Here is a 19113-nt window from a genome sequence, read left to right as displayed (position 1 = left end):
GCGCCCCTGGAACCTCCGGCGCATACCGGAGGTTCCAGGGACCACGGCTCACGAAGACACCGCACGGACCGTGGCGTCAGCGGCAGCGCCACACCGTCGGCTGGTTCCGGCCGTTGTCGCCCTCGGGGCGGCTCCAGCCGGCGAGTGAACCGTCGTCCGCGGAGACCTGCAGCCCGAGGGCGCCCGGCAAGCTCGCGGTACGGCGGTCGAGCTGCCAAACGGCGTCGCCGCCACCGCCCGCGGCCCAACCGACGGACTGACCGGAGCGGTTGACGGAGTTGACGCTCGCACTCCGCTCGGGGCGCAGCGGGGTGCCGTCGCGGTCCCACAGGACGCCCTGGCCGTCCGCGCTCGGCGAGGGCTGAGTCAGGCCCGCCACCCGGCCGTTGGAGATGCCATTGCCGTGCACCACCGCCGTACCGGAAGGCAGGCGCAGCTGGCGCGCGCTGCCCCCGCGCCACAGGTAGAGGGCCGCGGGATCGAACGCGTCGGTCCGGCTCTTCATGTGCTCGACCAGTACGGTGCCGTCCTGGTCGATGCCGGTCGCCTTGGTCTGGCCGGTGTCCGGGAGGCCGCCGGTCAGCTTGACGACCGTGCCGGGGGCGTTCGCGGGCCACCGCACCGCGGTGTGTACGAAGTAGCTGTCGACGCCCTGCCGGACCCGCACGGCGACATGGCCGACGATGTCGCCGCCGTCGTTGATCCCGGTCGCCCGGGACGTCGCGGTGCCCGCCGGCTCGGGCAGCCTCTCCAGCTTGCCGTCGCGGGTACGGAAGGCGTGCCGCTCCGAGTCCTCGGCGGCGCTCACGTCCCCCACCACCGTGCCGTCGCGGTTGACGGCCGTCACCGTCGGCTGGGTCACGCCCTCCGGGCGGGTGAATTCGGTGACCTGGCCGCCCTTCCAGCGCAGCACGTCGCGGGTGGTGGTGCCCCACGACCAGGTGACCGCGCCCGTACCGGCGTATCCGCCCTGGCTGTCGGCAGCGGTGATCTCTCCGCCTCCGGTGAAGCGCGCGGGCACGGTGAGCAGTTCGGGGCTCCAAGTGCACGACGCGACCGTCGTCGACCGGACCGCCGGGGCGGCGTGGGCGGTGGGCGACAGCAGTGCGGCGGACACCGCCACCGTCATGGCCGCCGTGACCGCTACGCGTCTGGACCGCATACGAGCATCTCCTTCGCTGGTGAGCACTGCACTGCGCCCCACCCTGGCAACGGGCGCTTACGTCGCGATGACAGTGCAGTGACCGCACGGGGCAGTGACCGCACGGGCGGCGCGGCCGGGAGCCGTTCCGCGCTCTGCCGCCCCGGTGAGAGTCGGGAGAACGCGGGCCTGAAAGAGTGGCCCCATGCTGCTCGACCCTGAGAAGACCCTGTTCATACGGGGTGCCACCCCTGTACTCCTGCTGTCCGAAGCCCCCGTGCACGACGCCCTCCCGGTCCTGGCCGCGCCGGACGGAGCGGTCCCCCGGTGCGACGGCTGGAGCATCGTCCCGAAGCTCACCATGTGCGTCGTGGACGGGCCCGGCGAGGCCGGGATCGTCATTCCCGCCCTTGTCGCGCCGGTGATCGACGACACCGACCCGCCCGGTGGGATGGCCGCCTGGTGCACGGATGCCGAAGCGGCCGGTGGCGCGGTCGTCCTGTCCCTCGACAGCCTTCCCGAGGTACTCGACTGGCCCCGTCTGCTGGGCTCCGGCACCGCGCACGGAGGATTCCTGCCGGGTCTGTTCTGACCTGATCCGGCCTGGCAGGAGCACGCTCGCGCCCGATAGGGCATAACACCTGAATACATGTACACTTGTCGCACGAAGCCCCGCGGTTCCCCCGTCCGCGGGGCTTCGTCGTACCGTCGGCCTGCGACGCGTCCCGCCGTCGGCCCACGCGTTCCGCAGTCGGCGGCGGGGCGGCGAATGCGGTGGTCACCGGGACGGGCGGAATGAAAGAGTCCCGTCATGACGCCTGTTGATGACTCTTTCGGATTGTCCAGGACCGCTTCCGCATCTTCCAAGGCCACTTCTGACCACTCCGCGTTTCCCCGCCAGTTCGCGCGCACCCAGCGCTTCTCCCTCGGGGTGCCGCGCCGGTTCAGCGTTTCCCCGGACGGGCGCCGTGTGCTGTTCGTCCGTACCGGCGGTGGCGGCGACCCCGTGAGCCGGCTGTGGCTGTACGAGGACGGGGCGGAGCGGGCGATCGTCGACCCGGCGCTCCTGGGCGGGCAGCCGGATTCCGAGGGCCGGCTGCCCGAGGCGGAGCGGGCCCGCCGGGAGCGGGCACGTGAGCATGCCACCGGTGTGGTGGCGTACGCGACGGACGCGGCGGCGCGGGTGGTGGCCTTCGCGCTGTCCGGCGCGCTGTGGGTGGTGCGTACGGACGAGGGCGCCCCCTTCCCCGTACCGACGGCCGGGCCGGTCGTCGATCCCCGGCCCTCTCCGGACGGGCGGTACGTCGCGTACGTGACCGGCGGCGCACTGCACGTCGTCGGTCTGGCGGACGGGAAGGACCGGCAACTGGCCGCCCCGGAGGGACCGGACGTCACCTACGGGCTGCCCGAGTACGTCGCGAGCGAGTCGATGGGCCGCACGCGCGGCTACTGGTGGGCGCCCGACAGCCGCCGCATCCTGGTGGCCAGGGTGGACACCTCCGGTGTGACACGGCGCTACATCAGCGATCCGGCGCACCCCGAGCAGGCGCCGCGCGCCATCCCGTACCCCTCGGCGGGGACGGCCAACGCGGACGTGTCGCTCCACATCGCGCCGGTGGGCGGCTCCGAGGCGCCGCGTGTCGAGGTGGTCTGGGACCGGGCCGCGTACGAGTACCTGGTCAGCGCGGCGTGGGACAGGCACGGGCCGCTCGTCGGCGTACAGAGCCGGGACCAGCGGACGCTGCGCACCCTGGCGGTCGACGCGGCCACCGGCGCGACCGAGGTCCTGCACGAGCGCACCGACGCCGCGTGGGTCGAGATCGTGCCCGGGACTCCGGCCCGTACGGCTTCAGGAGCGCTGGTCCTGCCCGAGGACACGCCCGGGACGCGGCACCTGACGGTCGGCGGCAGTAACGTCACGCCGCCCGGACTGCAAGTGCGCGAGGTCGTCGCCGTGGTGGACGAGGAGGTGTGGTTCACCGCGAGCGAGGAGCCGACGACGACCCATGTGTGGCGGTGGGGTCCGGAGGGCGGCCTGCGCAGGCTGAGCGAGAAGCCTGGAGTGTTCACGGCCGTGGCCGGGGGCGGCACGGTGGTGTTGACCGGGCTCACACCGGACGGGCCAGTGGCCGACGTTTTCGGGCGCGGGCAGGACGCCCCCTCCGGGAGCATCGCCTCGCTCGGCGAAGAACCGGTGGTCACTCCACGTCCGGAGCATCTCGTGCTCGGGGAACGGGAGTTGCGCGGCGCGCTGTACCTGCCCTCCTGGTACGACCACGACGCGGGCGGCAAGCTGCCCGTACTGCTCTGCCCGTATGGCGGGCCGAGTATCCAGGTCGCCATACAGGCGCGGGAGTGGTTCGTCTGTGTGGCGCAGTGGTTCGCCGAGGAAGGTTTCGCCGTCCTGCTCACGGACGGGCGCGGCACCCCCGGCCGCGGCCCGGCCTGGGAGAAGACCATCCACGGCGACCAGCTCACGCCCGTACTGCAGGACCAGGTCGACGCGCTGCACGCGGCCGCCGCGCGCTTCCCGTGCCTCGATCCGACCCGGGTGGCGATCCGCGGCTGGTCGTTCGGCGGCTTCCTGTCCGCCGCCGCGGTCCTGCACCGCCCCGACGTCTTCCACGCGGCGGTCGCCGGTGCCGCGCCCACGGACCAGCGGCTGTACGACACCCACTGGAAGGAGCGTTACCTCGGCCACCCCCAGGAGACACCGGACCACTACACGCGCTCCTCCCTGGTGGGCCGGGGCCACCTGCTGCGCCGCCCGCTGCTCCTCGTCCAAGGGCTGGCGGACGACAATGTGGCGCCCGCGCACACCCTGCGCTTCTCCGCGGAACTGCTCGCCGCGGGCAAGCAGCACAGCGTGCTGCCGCTTCCGGGAGCCGGGCACTCGGTGGGTGATCCGGCGGTCCGCGAGAACCTGCTCCGCTTCGAACGCGACTTCCTGAGCGGCGCGCTGGGCGGGGTCTGAGTTCCTGAGCAGCAGGCACTGGGCAGGGTCTGATCGTCTGCACTGCGCGCCGGCGGGGACTGAACGGCCATGCCTCCGTATCCGTATGGAACTTCCACAACGCCCATGGGACGCACGGACCACGTGGCACGCACCGCTCACGGACGGACGCGGCGCCCACGGGCCTGGAAAGGCACCGAGAGCCGGAGGCACATCATGACCCAGCAGGCAGCAACGGGGCGGACGGGCGCGGGAACGGGGCGCCGTACGGTCGTCGCGGCGGCCGGCGCGGCGGGGCTGGCCGCCGCGCTCGCGGCGTGCGGGAGCGGCTCGGACGGGTACGGCACGGGCGGGGACGGATCGGGCGGGAACGGATCGGGTGGGAACGGCGACAGCGCGTCGTCCGCACCGTCCGGGTCGGCGGCGGCCGGGGGTGACGGAGCCGGCGGCGGCGCGTCGAAAGGCGGCGGCGCGGCCGGGGACGTGCTGGCGAAGACCGCGGACATCCCCGAAGGCGGCGGCAAGGTCTTCAAGGACCGCAAGGTCGTGGTGACGCAGCCCGCCGCGGGCGAGTTCAAGGCGTTCTCGGCGGTGTGCCGCCACCAGGGGTGCCTGGTGAACGAGGTGGCGGACGGCACCATCAACTGCCCGTGCCACGGCAGCAGGTACGCCATCAACGACGGCAGCGTCCGCCACGGCCCCGCCACTCAGGGACTGCCCGCGGCCAAGGTGAGCGTGGAGGGCGGGGCGATCAAACTCGGGTGACCGGGGCACGCCCGCAGGCGGCGGCCGGCCGGGTTCACCCGGCGGCGGGCCAGGGACGGCGCGGGCGCTTCCAGCAGGCGAGCAGGTCCTCGGTGGTCGTCACCGTGGCGACGAGCGCGAGGGTGTGGCGGACCATCGCCGCGGTGTAGTCGGCCGGTACGCCGGCGATGGCGTCGGCGGGCACCACCGCCGTGTATCCGAGGTTGACCGCGTCGAAGACGGCGTTGGGGACCGCCACGTTCGCCGACACCCCGGCGATGACGAGCGTCCGGCAGCCGAGGTTGCGCAGCAGCGCGTCCACGCCCGTACCGGCGATCGGTGACAGGCCGTGCAGTCTACGGACGATCAGGTCGTCCTCGGAAACGGGCACCGGGTCGGCGATCCGTACCGCGGTCGTACCGGCGAGCTGTTGTACGGGCAGCCGCTCGGCGGCGGCGAACAGGCGCGCGTTGCGGTTGGCTCCCCGGCCGTCGGGGCGGCGCTCGGCGACGGCGTGCAGGACCTGTACGCCCGCGTCGTGCGCGGCGGCGGCCAGCCGGGCCACCCGGCCCAGCGCACCCGATGTGCGGGCCGCGTCGGCGAGTTCCGGCAGCGCGCTGTCCGGTCCGACGACACCGCGCTGGCACTCGACCGTGAGCAGCGCCGTCGTCGCCGGATCGGTCAGTTCGAAGAGGCGCGCGCCTGGTGGCATCGGATCGGCCCTCCTGGTGGGTGGACGTACCGCCGCGGGCCGCGTGAGCGTAGCCGCCATTGCGTCCGTACGGAAGAGACCGCAGCATGCTTCCCTGGCACTCGGACAGGCCGGCGCGGGCCGCGCCCGGCCGCCGTACAGCGGAGGTGGTCGACGGATGACCGGCACACAGCGGCGCGGGCGCCGCGTCATGATGACACCGCGGGAACTGGACGCCTTCCTGGCGGAGCAGCGCACCTGCCGGGTGGCCACGGTGAGCGAGGACGGTACGCCGCACGTCGGCCCCCTGTGGTTCGTCTGGGACGGCGCGGCGCTCTGGCTGTACTCGGTCACCCGGAGCAAGCGGTGGGCCCAGCTGCGCAAGGACCCCCGGGTCGCGGTGGCCGTGGACGACGGCCACGACTACGGGGAACTGCGCGGGGCGGAGCTGAGCGGCAGCGCGGAGATCGTCGGCGAGGTGCCGCGGACGGGCGGCGCCTGCCCGGAACTGCACGCGCCGGAACGGTTGTTCGCCACGAAGTACTTCGGGCTGGAAGCCATGCCGCACGACGGCCGGCATGCCTGGCTGCGGCTGGTTCCGGATGCGGTCGTGTCCTGGGACTTCCGCAAGATGGGGGCTTCCGCAGGATGACGGCTTCCGCAGGGTGACGGCTTCCGCAGGGTGACGGGGTGAGCCGGCGCTCCGGCGCATCGGGGCGGCGCGCTGCGGGCGGCACGGCCCCGGTGTGCTTCCTCGCGGTGCCGTGTGATCGCGTTGTCGGTGGTCTCTGCCAAAGTGGTGGGGTCGGCCCGTTCCGGCAGATCCGGACGGGCCACCCCGACGTGGGACGACGAGGACGAGGGAGACCTGGTGAACGTGCTCTTTCCGGCGCTGAGCGATGCGTCGCCGCAGCCCGCACTGCGCTTCGGCGAGCGTGCGCTCAGCTACCGCCAACTGGCCGCGGTGGCGGGCCGGCTCGCCGACCGCCTCGGCGACGCGCCGCGGGTGGCCGTCTGGGCCACCCCGACGCTGGAGACCTCCGTCGCCGTGGTGGGCGCGCTGCTCGCCGGGGTGCCCGCCGTGCCCGTCAACCCGAAGATCGGCGAGAGCGAGCTGGCGCACATCGTCTCGGACAGCGGCCCGTCGCTCGTACTGGCCGAGCCGGACGCCGAGCTGCCCGGCGCGCTGGCCGCGCTCCCCCGCCTCGACGTGGACCTGTCCGCCGCCGACGAGGAGGTCCCGCCGCTGCCGTACGAGCCGGACACCGAGTCCCCCGCCCTGGTCGTCTACACGTCCGGTACGACCGGCCCGCCCAAGGGCGTCGTCATCCCCCGCCGGGCCGTCGCGCACACCCTCGACGCGCTGGCGGAAGCCTGGCAGTGGACCGCCGACGACGTGCTCGTGCACGGGCTGCCGCTGTTCCATGTGCACGGCCTGGTGCTGGGCATCCTCGGGCCCCTGCGGCGCGGCGGCAGCGTGCACCACCTGGGGAGGTTCAGCACCGAGGGCGTCACCCGGGAGCTGGCCGCGGACGGCACGATGCTGTTCGGCGTACCGACGATGTACCACCGCCTGGCCGTCGAGGCCGGCGGGAACGAGGCGCTGGCCAAGGCGCTGGGCCGGGCCCGGCTCCTGGTGTCCGGCTCGGCGGCGCTGCCGCGCAGCGACCACGAACGGCTCGCCGCGGCCGCCGGCTGCCGCGTCATCGAGCGGTACGGCATGACCGAGACACTGATGAACACGAGCGTACGGGCCGACGGCGAGCCCGCGCCCGGCAGCGTCGGCGTGCCGCTGCCGGGGGTGTACGTCCGGCTCGTCGACGAATCCGGCCGGGCCGTCGAGGCGAGCGACGGCGAGACGGTGGGCGAGATCCAGGTCCGCGGCCCGAACCTGTTCGTCGAATACCTCAACCGCCCGGACGCCACCACGGCCGCCTTCGACGGCGGCTGGTTCCGTACGGGCGACATGGCGACCCGCGACGCGGCCGGCAACTACCGCATCGTGGGCCGCAAGGCCACCGACCTGATCAAGAGCGGCGGCTACAAGATCGGCGCGGGCGAGATCGAGAACGCGCTGCTGGAGCACCCGGGCGTCAGCGAGGCCGCGGTGACCGGCGAGCCGGACGAGGACCTGGGCGAACGGATCGTCGCCTGGATCGTGCCGGAGCCCGCGGCCGACGGCGCCCCCGGCCCGACCGCGGCCGAGCTGACCGATCACGTGGCCCGCCAGCTCGCCCCGCACAAGCGCCCGCGCGTCGTGCACTTCCTGGAGGCCCTGCCGCGCAACGACATGGGCAAGATCCTCAAGCGGGACCTCCGTGCGTAGGGAGGCGCCGCCGGGCGGGGCGGGCGGGGGCGCTGACAATCGGTCCGGGTCGGGCGGGGCGAGCGGGTCGGGCGGCTCCAGTGGGGGTGGCTCGGGCGTGCTGTCGCCGCGCTGGTCCGCGCGCGAGGCAGTGGCCGTGGTGACGGAGGAATTCACCGAGTTCTCGCCCGACGACGTGTCCACCGGCCCGCCGGGTACCGACGACGGGCCGCTCGGCTGGGACGGATACGGCGCCGCGCGGCAGCGGGCCCAAGAGCGTACCGGCGAACGCGAATCCGTGATCAGTGGTATCGCCCGGATCGGCGGCGTGGCGGCCGTACTGGTCTCCTTCGAGTTCGGTTTCCTCGGCGGTTCCCTCGGCGAGCGCACCGGCGACCGGCTGGTGGCCGCCTACACCCGCGCCCGTGAGCTGCGCCTGCCGGTCGTGTCGCTGATCGCCACGGGCGGCAGCCGCATGCAGGAAGGCATGCGGGCGCTGACCCAGCTCCAGCGCGTGGCCGCCCAATCCGCACTGACCCGCGCGGCCGGTCTGCCGCAGATCGCCGTGGTCCGCGACCCGACGACGGGCGGCGGCTGGGCGACGCTCGGCGCGGGCGCCGATGTCGTCCTCGCCCTCCCCGGCGCGCAGATCGGCTTCGCCGGCTCACGGGTACGCCCGGCGGACGCCGACCCGTATGCGTACAGCGCCGAAGGCCAGCTGGCGGCAGGCCAGATCGACGCCATCGTCCCGCCGGACCGCTTGCGCACGACGCTCGGACGCTGGCTGCGGCTGCTGACGCCTGAGGCTCCCGGGCGCGAAGCCCCTGAACCCGTGGCTTCCGCACCTGTTGATTTCACATCTGCCGGGAATGCTCCGGCAGCCGGCCGCCCTGCGACGCCCGCCGGAGGAATCACGCCGCCTCCTCCCCCGCCACCGCACGCCCTCGGATCATCCGGTCTCCCGGCCACCGGCTGGGCAGCGGTGCGCGCGGCCCGCGACGAGCGGCGACCGCGCGCCGCGGCGTATCTGGACGCGTACTTCGACTGGCGGGAGGAGATCAGCGGCGACCGCTGCGGCGGCACCGACCCGGGCATACGCTGCGGATTCGGCCGACGCGACGGGCGCACGATCGCGTTCGCCGCGCAGTGCGGTACGGCCGTGCGCCCCGCCGGATTCCGTACGGCCGCCCGGCTGATCCGGATGGCGGACCGGCTCGGCATACCGGTGCTCACGCTCGTGGACACACCGGGCGCGGCCAACGACCCGGACGCCGAGCGCGCCGGCGCGGGCGCGGCCATCGCGGACGTCTTCGCCGCGCTGGCCTCGGTCCGTACGCCCGTCACCTCGCTGCTCATCGGGGAAGGCGGGTCCGGCGGCGCGCTGGCCCTGGCCGCGCCGGGCGCGCTGTGGGCCACGCCGGACAGCTACTTCTCCGTCATCGCCCCGGAATCCGCCGCCGCCATCCTCAAGCGCGACGCGCACGCGGTGCGCGACACGGCCGACCAGCTCCGCTTGCGCCCGCAGGATTTGCTGAGCCTCGGCGTCATCCAGGGCATCGTTCCACCCGCCCCTCCCGAGTAAGACGAAGGGGCGCAGGTCACCACGCACGAGGTGTTCGTGCGCCGTTTCGTGGCGTGGGCGCGGGAGAACGCGTCCTCGCACCACTGCATGGTCATGGTGCGGGATGAGGTGGTCATCGGCATGGCGTGGCCGGCGGTCACCCGACGCGTACCGAGCCCGCGCGCGCTGGACCGGGCATCCGGTGACGTGCAGTGCGTGTACGTGATGCCGGGCGAGCGGGACGGCGGGCCGGGCGGACGGCTCATCGACGCGGTACCGGACATACTGGACCTGGCGCACGGACCCGGACGGAGACGCTGGAAGCCCCGCCCAGCGCCCGGCCCCCCGTTCTTCGGCGGCTCTCGATCTCCTCCTTCAGCGGCCCTCGACCTCCTCGCCGGCCTTGCGCAGTGCGGTGACCGCGGCGCGGATGGACGGCCGGCGGTCGGCGTCGGCGCGCCAGATGGCGTAGACGTGCCGCCGCATCGTGTGCCGTACGGGCACCACGCTCACCCCGGCGGGCACCGGCCCGCGCCCCAGGCGGGGCGCCACCGCTACGCCCAACCCGGCTTCGATCAGCGCGAGTTGGGTGTGGTGCTCCTCGACCATGTGCGAGATGCGCGGCTCGATGCCCTGGCCTCGCAGGGTGAACATCAGCCACTCGTGGCAGAACTCGCCCTGCGGCCAGGAGACCCACTCGTCGTCGGCGAAGTCCTCCAGGACGACCGAGCGGCGCCGCGCCAGGGGGTGGCCGGCCGGCATGGCCACGTCGGCCGGGTCGTCCAGTATCGGCGCCTTCGCCAGGCCCTCGGGGAGCGAGAGCGGCCGGTTGTGCCAGTCCAGGACGACCCCCAGGTCGATGTCGCCGCGCACCACGCTCCGCACCGAGGCGTCCGGCTCCATCTCCCGCAGGCGCGCCCGCAGTTGGGGGTGCTCGACGCGGAGCCGGGCCAGCGCTCCGGGGAACAGGCCGCGTGCCGCGGTGGGGAAGGCGCCGAGCCGCAGTTCGCCGACGGCCTGACCGCGGTGCGCCTCCAGGTCGGCCTGGGCCAGCTCGACCTGCGAGAGGATGCGCACGGCGTGGTCGGCCAGCAGTCGGCCGGCGTCGGTCAGCCGTACGCCGCGCCCGTTCTTGGCCAGCAGCTGCTGGCCCGTCTCCCGCTCCAGCTTGGCGAGCTGCTGGGACACGGCGGAGGTGGTGACGTGCAGCCCTTCCGCCGCCGCACTCACCGAGCCGTGCCGGGCCACCGCGCTCAGGGTGCGCAGACGATCGAGGTTCAACATGTAAGTGATGCTAAGCGATGCCTCCCACAAAATCTCGCTTGTGCTACGAAATGGTGAGCGGCAATCGTAGGGACCATGAGCACCACCGCCCCTTCCCTGAACAACACGGCTCCCGCCGCCCCCGGAGCTGATGCCGCACCCGTTGCCCTCGGAGCCGACGAGGTCCCCGTCGTCCCCGGAGCCGACAAGTCCCCGGTCCGCGCAGGCGCCGCTTCCGGCGCTGCGCCCACCACTGCCGCTTCCGTCACCACGCCTCCCTCCCCGGCACCGCGGGGCACGCGGCGCCGCGCCCTCGACTGGCGGCTGCGGTTCGGCGTCCTGTGCCTCGTCTGGGGCTTCAGCTTCCTCTTCATCAAGGTCGGCACACAGGGGTACGCCCCGCTGCAAGTCACCTTCGGACGCCTCGCGTTCGGCTCGGTGGTGCTCGTCGCCGTACTGGTGGCCAAGCGTGAACGGCTGCCCCGCTCCGCGCGGACCTGGGGCCATCTGGCGGTCGCCGCGTTCTTCCTCAACGCCCTTCCCTTCTCCCTCTTCGCCTACGCCGAGCTGACCATCCCCTCCACACTGGCCGGCATCTGCAACGCCAGCTCCCCGCTGTGGGGCATGGCGCTGTCGCTGGTCGCCCTCTCCGAGGACCGGCCCACCCGCCGCCGCGTCGCGGGCCTCGGACTCGGCTTTCTGGGTGTACTGACCGTGCTCGGCGCCTGGCAGGGCTTCTCCGGTACGGATCCGACGGGTACCGCGATGGCCCTGGGCGCGTCGCTGTGCTACCCCATCGGCTGGATCTACGTCCGGCGTACCCTCGCCGGCGCCGAGGACTCCAACGTCGCCCTCGCCGGCACCCAGATGCTCCTCGCCACCGCCCAGGTCGGCGTGGTGACCGCGCTCTTCACCTCCGTTCCGGCCGCCTTCCCCGTCGTCCCCCTGCTGGCCGTGGTCGCGCTCGGCGCCCTGGGCACCGGCTTCGCGTTCCTGTTGCAGTACGGGCTGGTGGCGGAGGTGGGCCCCACCACCGCCCAGATGGTCACCTACTTCGTGCCCGTGATCGCCACCACGGCGGGGGTCGCGCTGCTCGGCGAATCGCTCAGCTGGAACACTCCCGTCGGCGCGTTGATCGTCCTGGCGGGCGCGGCCCTCACGCAGAGCCGTCCCCGGCGGCGTGACCGGTCGTCTCGGCCGTGATCGCCCACCGTTCGTGGTCGCGCCAGGCACCGTCCACGTACTGGAAGCGCGGGGAGTAGCCCTCGCGCCGGAAGCCGAGCCGTTCGACGAGCCTGGTGGACGCGGTGTTGCCGGGCTGGATGTTGGCCTCCAGCCGGTGCAGCCCCAGCGCGGTGAAGGCGTACTCGACGACGAGGCGCAGCCCTTCGGTCATATAGCCGTGCCCGGTGGTGGACGCGTAGGCCACATAGCCGAGGGCACCGCTCTGGATACCGCCCCGGACGATGTTGTTGATATTGATGCCGCCGACGATCGCGCCACCGGCCCGCAAGCAGACCACGAAGCCCTCGTGGGTGGGCCGGTCGAACCTGGCGACGTACTCGCGGAAGGCATCCGGTGTGGTCTCCCGGGCGGGAACCCACGGGCGGTGCAGCGCGGCGCTCTCCCGGTCGAGGGCCGCGATCTCCTCCCGGTCCCGGAAGGAGATACGCCGGACGGCCACCCGAGGACCACGGACAAGAAAGCTCTGATCAGGCATCGTGCGATCGTAATCAGCATCGGTTCCCCCCGTTGCAGCCAGTCTTGTTGCCGGTCTTGTTGCCGGTCTCGCTGATGGTCTTGTTGCCGGTTTTGCTGCCCGCTTTGCGGCCGGGCCGGGACCGGGCCCCGGCAGCGTCAGTCGTATCGGCGCGCCTCCGTCGGCGCGACGGCGGTCGCGATGGCGTCGGCCAGCGCCGGCAGCTCGTGCTCCGCGAGGCCGGCGATGGTGACGCGTATGCCGGGTGGTGAGTCCAGGCGGAAGCGGGCGCCGGGCGCCACGGCCCAGCCCGCGTGCAACAGCCGAGCGACCGCGCCGGTTTCGTCGGGGACCGGGATCCAGACGTTCATCCCGCTGCGTCCCCGCGCCCGGATGCCTCGTGCGGCCAGGGCGTCCATCAGGGTGTCCCGGCGTCTGCCGTAGGCGTCGGCGACCGCTTTCGGGTCCACCGCTCCCGTACGCCACAGGTGCACCACCGCGTCCTGGAGCAGGTGGCTCACCCAGCCCGGCCCGAGCCGCTGGCGCCCGCGCACCCGGTCCACGGTCACGGCGTCGCCGGTCAGCACGGCGAGTCGCAGGTCCGGGCCGTACGCCTTGGCCGTCGAGCGGACCAGCGCCCAGTGGTCGGTGGCCCCGGCGAGCGGGTGCAGCGGGAGGTCGACGATGTCGTGGCCGTGGTCGTCCTCGATGAGCAGCACGTCGCGGTGGTCCGCCAGGATCTCCCGCAGTTCCTCGGAGCGCTCGGGGCCGAGCACCGCGCCGGTCGGGTTCTGCGCCCGGTCCGTGACGACCAGTGCCCGCGCGCCCTCCCGTACCGCACGGCCCACCTGCTCGGGCAGCGGGCCGTCGTCGTCCACCGCGACCGGCACGACCCGCAGCCCGAGGCCGGGGATGAGGTCCAGCAGACTCCCCCAGCCCGGGTCCTCGACGGCGACCGCGTCGCCGGGGCGGAGATGGGCGCCGAGCACCCGCTCCACCGCGTCCAGCGCGCCCGAGGTGACGGCCATGGCGCCGCTCGGCACCCCGTCGGCCTCGAAGGCGGCGCGGGCCAGCCGCTCCAGCTCGGTGCCGACCGTGGGGGCGCCGTACAGCGTGGGGTGCCGCGCGCTGCGGGCGGCGGCCGCGGCCAGCGCCTGCCCGAGGGCGGGCAGCAGGGCGGGGTCGGGGTTGCCGTCCGACGCGTCGCGCACGCCCGGCGGTACGGGGCCGAGCGCCGCTTCCCGGGCGGTGCTCGCCGGACGCGGACGCACCCGGCTGCCCCGGCGGCCGGCCGTTTCGATCACGCCGCGGTCCCGCAGTGTCCGGTATGCGGACGCGACCGTATTGGGATTGACCTCCAGATAGACAGCCAACTGCCGCATGGGGGGCAGGACTTCGCCCGGTTGGAGCTCGCCCGCACCGACGGCTCGCTCGACGCTGGCGGCAATCTCCGATGCGCGCCGCCCTTCGATCCGATACTCTCCTAGCACAAAGTTCATTATGTACTAGTGCAATGGAGTTCGCAATGCCCCAGGCCCAGGACCCGTCCTTCGCCCGGACGGAGCGCACCGTGCCGACCCGCGCCCGCGAGCGTGCCGCCTACGACCACGAGACCGTGCACGCGATCCTCGACGCGGGGTACGTCTGCCACCTCGGCTTCGTCCGCGACGGCGCCCCGGTCGTCCTGCCCACGCTGTACGGCCGCGTCGGCAACCGCCTCTATCTACACGGTTCGACCGGCTCGCGTCCGCTCCGGATGGCCGGGGAGCCCGCCGGCCCGGGGCTGCCCGTGTGCGTCACGGTCACCCACGTCGACGGTCTGGTCCTGGCCAAGTCCGCCTTCCACCACTCGATCAACTACCGCAGCGTCGTCGTCCACGGCACCGCGTACCAGGTCACCGACCCGGACGAGAAGACCGCCGCGCTCGACGCCCTGGTCGACCACGTCCTGCCGGGCCGCGCCGCCGACTCCCGGCCCGCGAACGCCAAGGAACTGGCCGCCACCGCCGTCATACGCCTCGACCTGGACGAGGTTTCCGCCAAGGTCCGCACCGGCGGCCCGAACGACGAGCCCGAGGACGAAACGCTCCCCTACTGGAGCGGCGTCCTGCCCGTCTCCCCCGTGTACGGAGCCCCCGTCCCGGCCGATTCCCTGGACCCCGGCATCGCCGAACCCGCGTACCTGTCCGCGCGCTGAAGGAGGGCCGCATGCTGATCCACCCGTGGGACGCCCCCACCGACGACGCCGAGTGGCAGGACTGGCTGGCCGGGCACGACTTCGGCCAGCTCGCCGTCAACGGGCCGCCGGGCGCCCCGCCCCTCGTCCAGCCCCTGCACTTCGCCTACGACCCGGCCCGCCGGGAAGCCGTCACCCACCTCGCCCGCCCCAACCCGATATGGCCGGCCCTGGAGGCCGCCCCGACGGTACTGCTGAGCGTGGTGGACGACTATGTGTTCATACCCGGGCCGTGGCAGGCCGCCGAGGAGGACCCGCCCGAGCACGGCGTGCCCACCAGCTTCTACGCCGCCGTACAACTCACCTGCACCGCCCGCATCGTGGACGACCCCCAGGAGAAGGCCGCGCTGCTGGATCGCCAGACAGGGCACTTCCAGCCCGAGGGCGGCTCGGCGCCGGTCACCGCGGACGGCCCGCCGTACGGTCGCCAGTTGCCCGGCATCCGGGGCCTGCTGCTGGAAGTGACGGACGTACGCGCCAAGTTCAAGTACGCGGGCAAGCGGACCGAGGCCGTACAGCAGCGGATCTCGGCACGCCTGGCCGAACGGGACGCGCCCCGCGACGCCCAGGCCCGCGCCCATCAGCAGCGGAGACTGGGGGCTGGACTGAGACCGGGGGCCGAAATAAGCCGCGGGTAGTGGTGAGGCGCCTGAGGGGGAGGCCGGCCGGCCTCCCCCGACGGGTCAGCGCGCCGCCACCGGCTCCGGTGCGCCCGTACGGTCCGCCACCGCTCCCCGCGCCTCCGATACGGCCAGGCCCGCGACGGCCGCGAGCAGCACACACGTCCCGACCGCTGTGCCCGCCGTCAGCTCCTCGCCGAGGAAGAGCACCGCGATCACCGCCGCGGACACCGGCTCGACCAGCGAGATCACCGACGCGGTGGCCGCGCGGACGGCCGCCAGGCCCGCGAAGTACAGGCCGTAGCCCAACGCCGTCGGCACGGCGGCGATGTAGCCCATCAGCAGCAGGCTGCGGCCCAGCCCGTGCGCCTGCGGCCACAGGCCCTCCGCCGCTGCCGCCGGGAGGAGGCAGAGCGCGCCGACGGCGAAGGCGCTGATGGTCGAACCGTACGGGTCGGCGGCGCCTCCGGCCCGGCCCAGGCGGCGGGTGGTCAGCGTCATCACGGCGCAGCCGGCGGCGGAGAGCAGCGCGAGGGCGACCCCGGCGGGCCGCACCGTACCGGAATTACCGCTCCCGAGGACCAGCACCGCCAGCCCGCACAGGGCACCCACGACCGCCAGGACACCCCCGGCGCCGAGCCGTTCGCTCATGGCCAGCCGCGCGCCGAGCGCGATGAGGACAGGCCCGGCCCCCATGGTCACGACTGTGCCGACGGCCAGCCCGGTATCCTCGACGGCCGCGAAGTACGCGGCCTGGAAGACGGCCAGCGCGATCCCCGTCACGGCGATCCGCATGACACGACGCCACAGCGGGTCAGGTGACGCGGCCGTACAACGGCTTACGGAAGAGACCGCGCCGCCTGTACAACGGCGCAGCACCGCCCGCGCGGCCAGCAGCAGCACAAGGCCGCCGACGGTGCGCCAGAAGGTGAGTGCAAGGGGGCCCAGGCCGCTGCTGCGGTAGAGGAGGGCGGCGGCCGCGCCCGCCGTACCCCAGGCGGTCGCGGCGAAGGTCACGTACAACAGGCCCCGGCCCACGGGCAGGGCGGGGGAAGAGACTCCATGCATGACTGTGCTTCTCCGGGAGTTCCGGGACGGCGCCGAGCGCCGTGGAATGGTCGCGTGGTCCCGTATGCGGGCAGCGACGACCTGCCCGGGAACCCGCCCGGACCGGTACTTCCTCGAAGGCCGCCGCCCGCGCTAGGCGGCGGGAGGGGGCAGCACGGTCGAATGCATGATCGGCAGCCTATGCGGCGGCTGAACCGGCCGACAAGTCATGGACATATCGTGGACAGGTTCCGGCGGGCTCAGGGGCACGGAGCACGGTCCGGTGCCGGGGCGTCCGCCGAAGTTCCGCCCGTCCCGTCCCCCTTGGGAGTCGCCGACTGCGCGATGAACGCGCCGGCCAGCACGACCAGCCCGCCCACGATTTGCGGCGCGGTCAGGTGCTCGTCGAGCAGTACCCAGGCCAGTACGGTCGCGATGACCGCCTCCAGGCACGCCACCACCCCCGCCACCTGCGGGGAGAGCCGGCGCACGGACAGGATGCCGGTGAGGTACGCCAGCACCGTGGCGATCAGTACGATCCAGCCGAGCAGCAGCACGGCGGGCACCCGGGTCCCGGCCATGTCCGTGCTGCCGCCGAGCACCGCCCAGTCCATCTCCCAGGGCCGCGCGACCACGGTGAGCAGCACCGCGCCGATCAGCAGTCCGTACGCGATCACGCCGAGCGGGTCCGCCGCGTCCTCGCCGTCGCTGCCGTGGTCGGAGAGCACGAAGTAGCCGACCTGGCAGCAGGCGGCGCCGAGGGCCAGGACGAGTCCGACCGGGTCGAAGCTCAGCCCCGACCACACCTCGACCACACAGGCCAGTCCGCCGACCGCCAGGACGACGCCGAGGGCGGCGGCCCGGGTGACCGGCTTGCGCTGGACGAACCGGACCCAGCCGAGCACCAGCGCGGGAGCGAGGTATTCGATGAGCAGCGCGACCCCGACGGGGATACGGGACAGCGCGGCGAAGTAGCACGCCTGCACGCCGGCGACCGCGAGCAGGCCGAAGCCCAGGAGGAGGGCGGGGCGGCGCAGCAGCAGGCGCCGGTGGCGCCAGGTGACGGGGAGCATGACGAGCGCGGCGCCCGCGACGCGCAGCCAGGTGACGTGCAGCGGTTCGAGGCCCGCCGATATCAGGGGTTTGGCGGCCACGCCGGAACCGCCGAAGGCGAAGGCGGATATCAGCGCCAGGACGAGGCCGATGTTCCGGGCCCGCGCGGGGCCGCCGCCGACACCGGGCGCCGGCGCTTCCGTCTGATGCGACCGCACTGCGGCAGCCACAGGGGCCTCCGGAACACCGGGACCCCCCGAGCTCCCTGCCGCCCCTGAAACCGCCTGATCCCCCATAGACACGCGCATCGGCACATCATGACAGGAGGCGTCAGCAGCGTCACCCCTGACAGACCTGACATTCCCGGCCCGTCATACCTGTCCATATCTGGTCGGTCATACCTGGCCGGTCATACCTGGCCGGTCATACCTGGCCGGTCCGGTCATACCTGGCCGGTCATACCTGGCCGGTCATACCTGGCCGGTCATACCTGGCCGGTCATACCTGGCCGGTCATACCTGGCCGGTCATTCCCGGACCGTCACTCCTGGCCGGAGCGCTCCCCGTCCAGCCGGGCGGCCAGCCGTACGGTGTCGACCGAGGCGCGGCGCAGCACCTCGACGGCGCGCGACTCGGGGTCGTCCACGAGGGCCGCGAGCAGGTCGAGACAGGTGGCGTGGGTCGCGTACCGGGCGTGCGCGCGGTCGAGTGCGCCGTCCAGGGCGGCGGCCGCGGCGGGCGACCAGCCCGGTACGGCTCCCTCGGTCACCACCGGTACCGCGCCGGAGTCCTCGACCGTGCCGTGCCATCGGAGCCCGTATCCGATGCTGCGCTGGACGAGATAGCCGAGCAGCCGGGCGACCTGCGGCCCGCCGTCGAACGCGGCCCGTACCGACGGGTCCGACTCCAGGAGTCCGTGCAGCAGGTGGGCGGTGTCCACCTGGCGGTCACCGTCCCGCGTGGCCCGCCTGCGGGCGGCGGAGACCACCGACGCCAGCTCGACGGTGAGCTGCGCTTCGAGGTCTTCGCACGGAGATCCTCCTCCGCTGTTGTACGCAGTACGGTTTTGCACAGTCCCCACCCCACCAGCCACAGTCGTCCGGAACATCCCCGGCGGGAAGCATTTGCGCGTCCACCCGTGGTTGGGCGCCGCCGCGGGCGTCCTCCTCCTTGCGGAGGAGGGGCGGCGCGCCGGTCCGGCCGTGACCGGTCCCCTCGTCCGGTCCGCCGACGCCGAAGGGCCGTGACCGGAATTCCTCCGGCCACGGCCCCGGGGCACGCTCACTCGTCATCGTCAGGCCTCACCGCCGCGCGGCGGACGGCGAGCGGATCACTCATCCTCGGCGAGGATCAGGTACAGCTCCTTGCGGGCCTTGTTGACCACCGAGATGGCCTTCTCCCGTTGCTCGGGCGTACCGGTGGCCCACACCTGGCGGAATGCCTCGATCAGGCCGCCACCCGCCTTGCGGATCTCGTTCATGGCCTCCCAGTCGACGCCGCGGCCGGCCTCTTCCCAGGGGGCGTCGGCGACGTTCTCCGCCTCCGTACGTCCGGCCTCGGTGAGCGAGAAGAGCTTCTTGCCGCCCTCGCTGGCGCTGCTGATCAGCCCCTCGTCCTCCAGGAGCTGGAGGGTGGGGTACACCGAGCCGGGGCTCGGCTTCCAGGTGCCGCCACTGCGCTCGGCGATCTCCTGGATCATCTCGTAACCGTGCATCGGCCGGTCCTTCAGCAGGGCCAGGATCGAGGCACGCACATCGCCGCGCCGGGCCCGGCCGCGCGGCCCGCCGCCGCGGCCCCGGCC

19 protein-coding genes are annotated in these 19113 nt (G+C 73.4%); 10 read left to right on the top strand and 9 right to left on the bottom strand.

Annotated features, from left to right (window positions below; genetic code table 11):
- Positions 1 to 76: 76 nt before the first annotated feature.
- Positions 77 to 1162 carry a hypothetical protein gene (locus IH45_RS0126975; RefSeq protein WP_030673745.1) on the bottom strand — a complete coding sequence of 362 codons (1086 nt, stop codon included), beginning with the start codon at positions 1160 to 1162 and terminating at the stop codon, positions 77 to 79.
- 184 nt (positions 1163 to 1346) lie between these two features.
- On the opposite strand from IH45_RS0126975, the gene IH45_RS0126970 reads away from it, so the two are divergent.
- From IH45_RS0126970 to IH45_RS0126960, 3 genes are all read left to right on the top strand, one after another.
- Positions 1347 to 1733 carry a hypothetical protein gene (locus IH45_RS0126970; RefSeq protein ID WP_030673742.1) on the top strand — a complete coding sequence of 129 codons (387 nt, stop codon included), beginning with the start codon at positions 1347 to 1349 and terminating at the stop codon, positions 1731 to 1733.
- A 219-nt stretch (positions 1734 to 1952) separates the two neighbouring features.
- Positions 1953 to 4115 (top strand): prolyl oligopeptidase family serine peptidase, encoded by a 2163-nt coding sequence (locus tag IH45_RS0126965; protein ID WP_030673739.1) that lies wholly within the window; start codon positions 1953 to 1955, stop codon positions 4113 to 4115.
- A gap of 195 nt (positions 4116 to 4310) precedes the next feature.
- Positions 4311 to 4859 carry a Rieske (2Fe-2S) protein gene (locus tag IH45_RS0126960; RefSeq protein ID WP_030673736.1) on the top strand — a complete coding sequence of 183 codons (549 nt, stop codon included), beginning with the start codon at positions 4311 to 4313 and terminating at the stop codon, positions 4857 to 4859.
- A gap of 34 nt (positions 4860 to 4893) precedes the next feature.
- Here IH45_RS0126960 and IH45_RS0126955 read toward each other — a convergent pair whose 3' ends face one another.
- A complete protein-coding gene (locus tag IH45_RS0126955; protein WP_030673733.1) occupies positions 4894 to 5550 on the bottom strand; it encodes an isochorismatase family protein in 657 nt (218 codons plus the stop codon).
- 157 nt (positions 5551 to 5707) lie between these two features.
- Between IH45_RS0126955 and IH45_RS0126950 the strand changes: the two genes are divergently transcribed.
- The 3 genes from IH45_RS0126950 to IH45_RS0126940 all read left to right on the top strand — a co-directional run bounded on the left by IH45_RS0126950 (position 5708) and on the right by IH45_RS0126940 (position 9416).
- Positions 5708 to 6181 (top strand): pyridoxamine 5'-phosphate oxidase family protein, encoded by a 474-nt coding sequence (locus tag IH45_RS0126950; protein WP_030673730.1) that lies wholly within the window; start codon positions 5708 to 5710, stop codon positions 6179 to 6181.
- 219 nt (positions 6182 to 6400) lie between these two features.
- Positions 6401 to 7855, top strand: a complete 1455-nt coding sequence (locus IH45_RS0126945) for an acyl-CoA synthetase (RefSeq protein ID WP_030673727.1) — start codon at positions 6401 to 6403, stop codon at positions 7853 to 7855.
- Positions 7856 to 7955: 100 nt separating this feature from the next.
- Positions 7956 to 9416 carry a carboxyl transferase domain-containing protein gene (locus IH45_RS0126940; RefSeq protein WP_032918491.1) on the top strand — a complete coding sequence of 487 codons (1461 nt, stop codon included), beginning with the start codon at positions 7956 to 7958 and terminating at the stop codon, positions 9414 to 9416.
- Between the two features lie 354 nt (positions 9417 to 9770).
- Here IH45_RS0126940 and IH45_RS0126935 read toward each other — a convergent pair whose 3' ends face one another.
- Positions 9771 to 10679 (bottom strand): LysR family transcriptional regulator, encoded by a 909-nt coding sequence (locus IH45_RS0126935; protein ID WP_030673720.1) that lies wholly within the window; start codon positions 10677 to 10679, stop codon positions 9771 to 9773.
- 75 nt (positions 10680 to 10754) lie between these two features.
- On the opposite strand from IH45_RS0126935, the gene IH45_RS0126930 reads away from it, so the two are divergent.
- Complete coding sequence (locus tag IH45_RS0126930) at positions 10755 to 11861, top strand: DMT family transporter (protein WP_234440687.1); 1107 nt, start codon at positions 10755 to 10757, stop codon at positions 11859 to 11861.
- Here IH45_RS0126930 and IH45_RS0126925 read toward each other — a convergent pair.
- The gene (locus tag IH45_RS0126925; protein WP_050515206.1) at positions 11815 to 12378 is read right to left on the bottom strand and encodes a GNAT family N-acetyltransferase; all 564 of its coding nucleotides are present in this window, start codon (positions 12376 to 12378) and stop codon (positions 11815 to 11817) included. The genes IH45_RS0126930 and IH45_RS0126925 overlap by 47 nt on opposite strands.
- Before the next feature lie 137 nt (positions 12379 to 12515).
- Positions 12516 to 13847: an aminotransferase class I/II-fold pyridoxal phosphate-dependent enzyme gene (locus tag IH45_RS0126920; RefSeq protein ID WP_078897796.1), complete on the bottom strand. Its 1332-nt coding sequence runs from the start codon at positions 13845 to 13847 to the stop codon at positions 12516 to 12518.
- 35 nt (positions 13848 to 13882) lie between these two features.
- Between IH45_RS0126920 and IH45_RS0126915 the strand changes: the two genes are divergently transcribed.
- Both IH45_RS0126915 and IH45_RS0126910 read left to right on the top strand, forming a co-directional pair.
- Positions 13883 to 14554, top strand: coding sequence for a pyridoxamine 5'-phosphate oxidase family protein (locus tag IH45_RS0126915; protein WP_030673707.1), 672 nt, complete (start codon positions 13883 to 13885; stop codon positions 14552 to 14554).
- 11 nt (positions 14555 to 14565) lie between these two features.
- Positions 14566 to 15231, top strand: coding sequence for an FMN-binding negative transcriptional regulator (locus IH45_RS0126910; RefSeq protein ID WP_030673705.1), 666 nt, complete (start codon positions 14566 to 14568; stop codon positions 15229 to 15231).
- Positions 15232 to 15276: 45 nt separating this feature from the next.
- Here IH45_RS0126910 and IH45_RS0126905 read toward each other — a convergent pair whose 3' ends face one another.
- Positions 15277 to 16281, bottom strand: a complete 1005-nt coding sequence (locus IH45_RS0126905; RefSeq protein WP_030673702.1) for a DMT family transporter — start codon at positions 16279 to 16281, stop codon at positions 15277 to 15279.
- Between IH45_RS0126905 and IH45_RS1000000148940 the strand changes: the two genes are divergently transcribed.
- Positions 16280 to 16417: a hypothetical protein gene (locus IH45_RS1000000148940; RefSeq protein WP_158813273.1), complete on the top strand. Its 138-nt coding sequence runs from the start codon at positions 16280 to 16282 to the stop codon at positions 16415 to 16417. The genes IH45_RS0126905 and IH45_RS1000000148940 overlap by 2 nt on opposite strands.
- Positions 16418 to 16520: 103 nt before the next feature.
- Here the strand turns inward: IH45_RS1000000148940 and IH45_RS01000000144135 are convergent, their stop codons facing one another.
- The 3 genes from IH45_RS01000000144135 to IH45_RS0126890 form a co-directional block, all read right to left on the bottom strand.
- A complete protein-coding gene (locus IH45_RS01000000144135) occupies positions 16521 to 17543 on the bottom strand; it encodes an EamA family transporter (RefSeq protein ID WP_394298714.1) in 1023 nt (340 codons plus the stop codon).
- A gap of 310 nt (positions 17544 to 17853) precedes the next feature.
- A complete protein-coding gene (locus IH45_RS0126895) occupies positions 17854 to 18384 on the bottom strand; it encodes a Clp protease N-terminal domain-containing protein (protein WP_030673698.1) in 531 nt (176 codons plus the stop codon).
- A gap of 258 nt (positions 18385 to 18642) precedes the next feature.
- Positions 18643 to 19113: PadR family transcriptional regulator (locus IH45_RS0126890; protein WP_030673696.1), on the bottom strand; the 471-nt coding region annotated here is incomplete at its 5' end.

It is taken from the genome of Streptomyces rimosus subsp. rimosus, assembly GCF_000720725.1.
Lineage (GTDB): Bacteria > Actinomycetota > Actinomycetes > Streptomycetales > Streptomycetaceae > Streptomyces > Streptomyces rimosus_A.
This window is presented reverse-complemented; position numbering and strand designations above follow the sequence as displayed.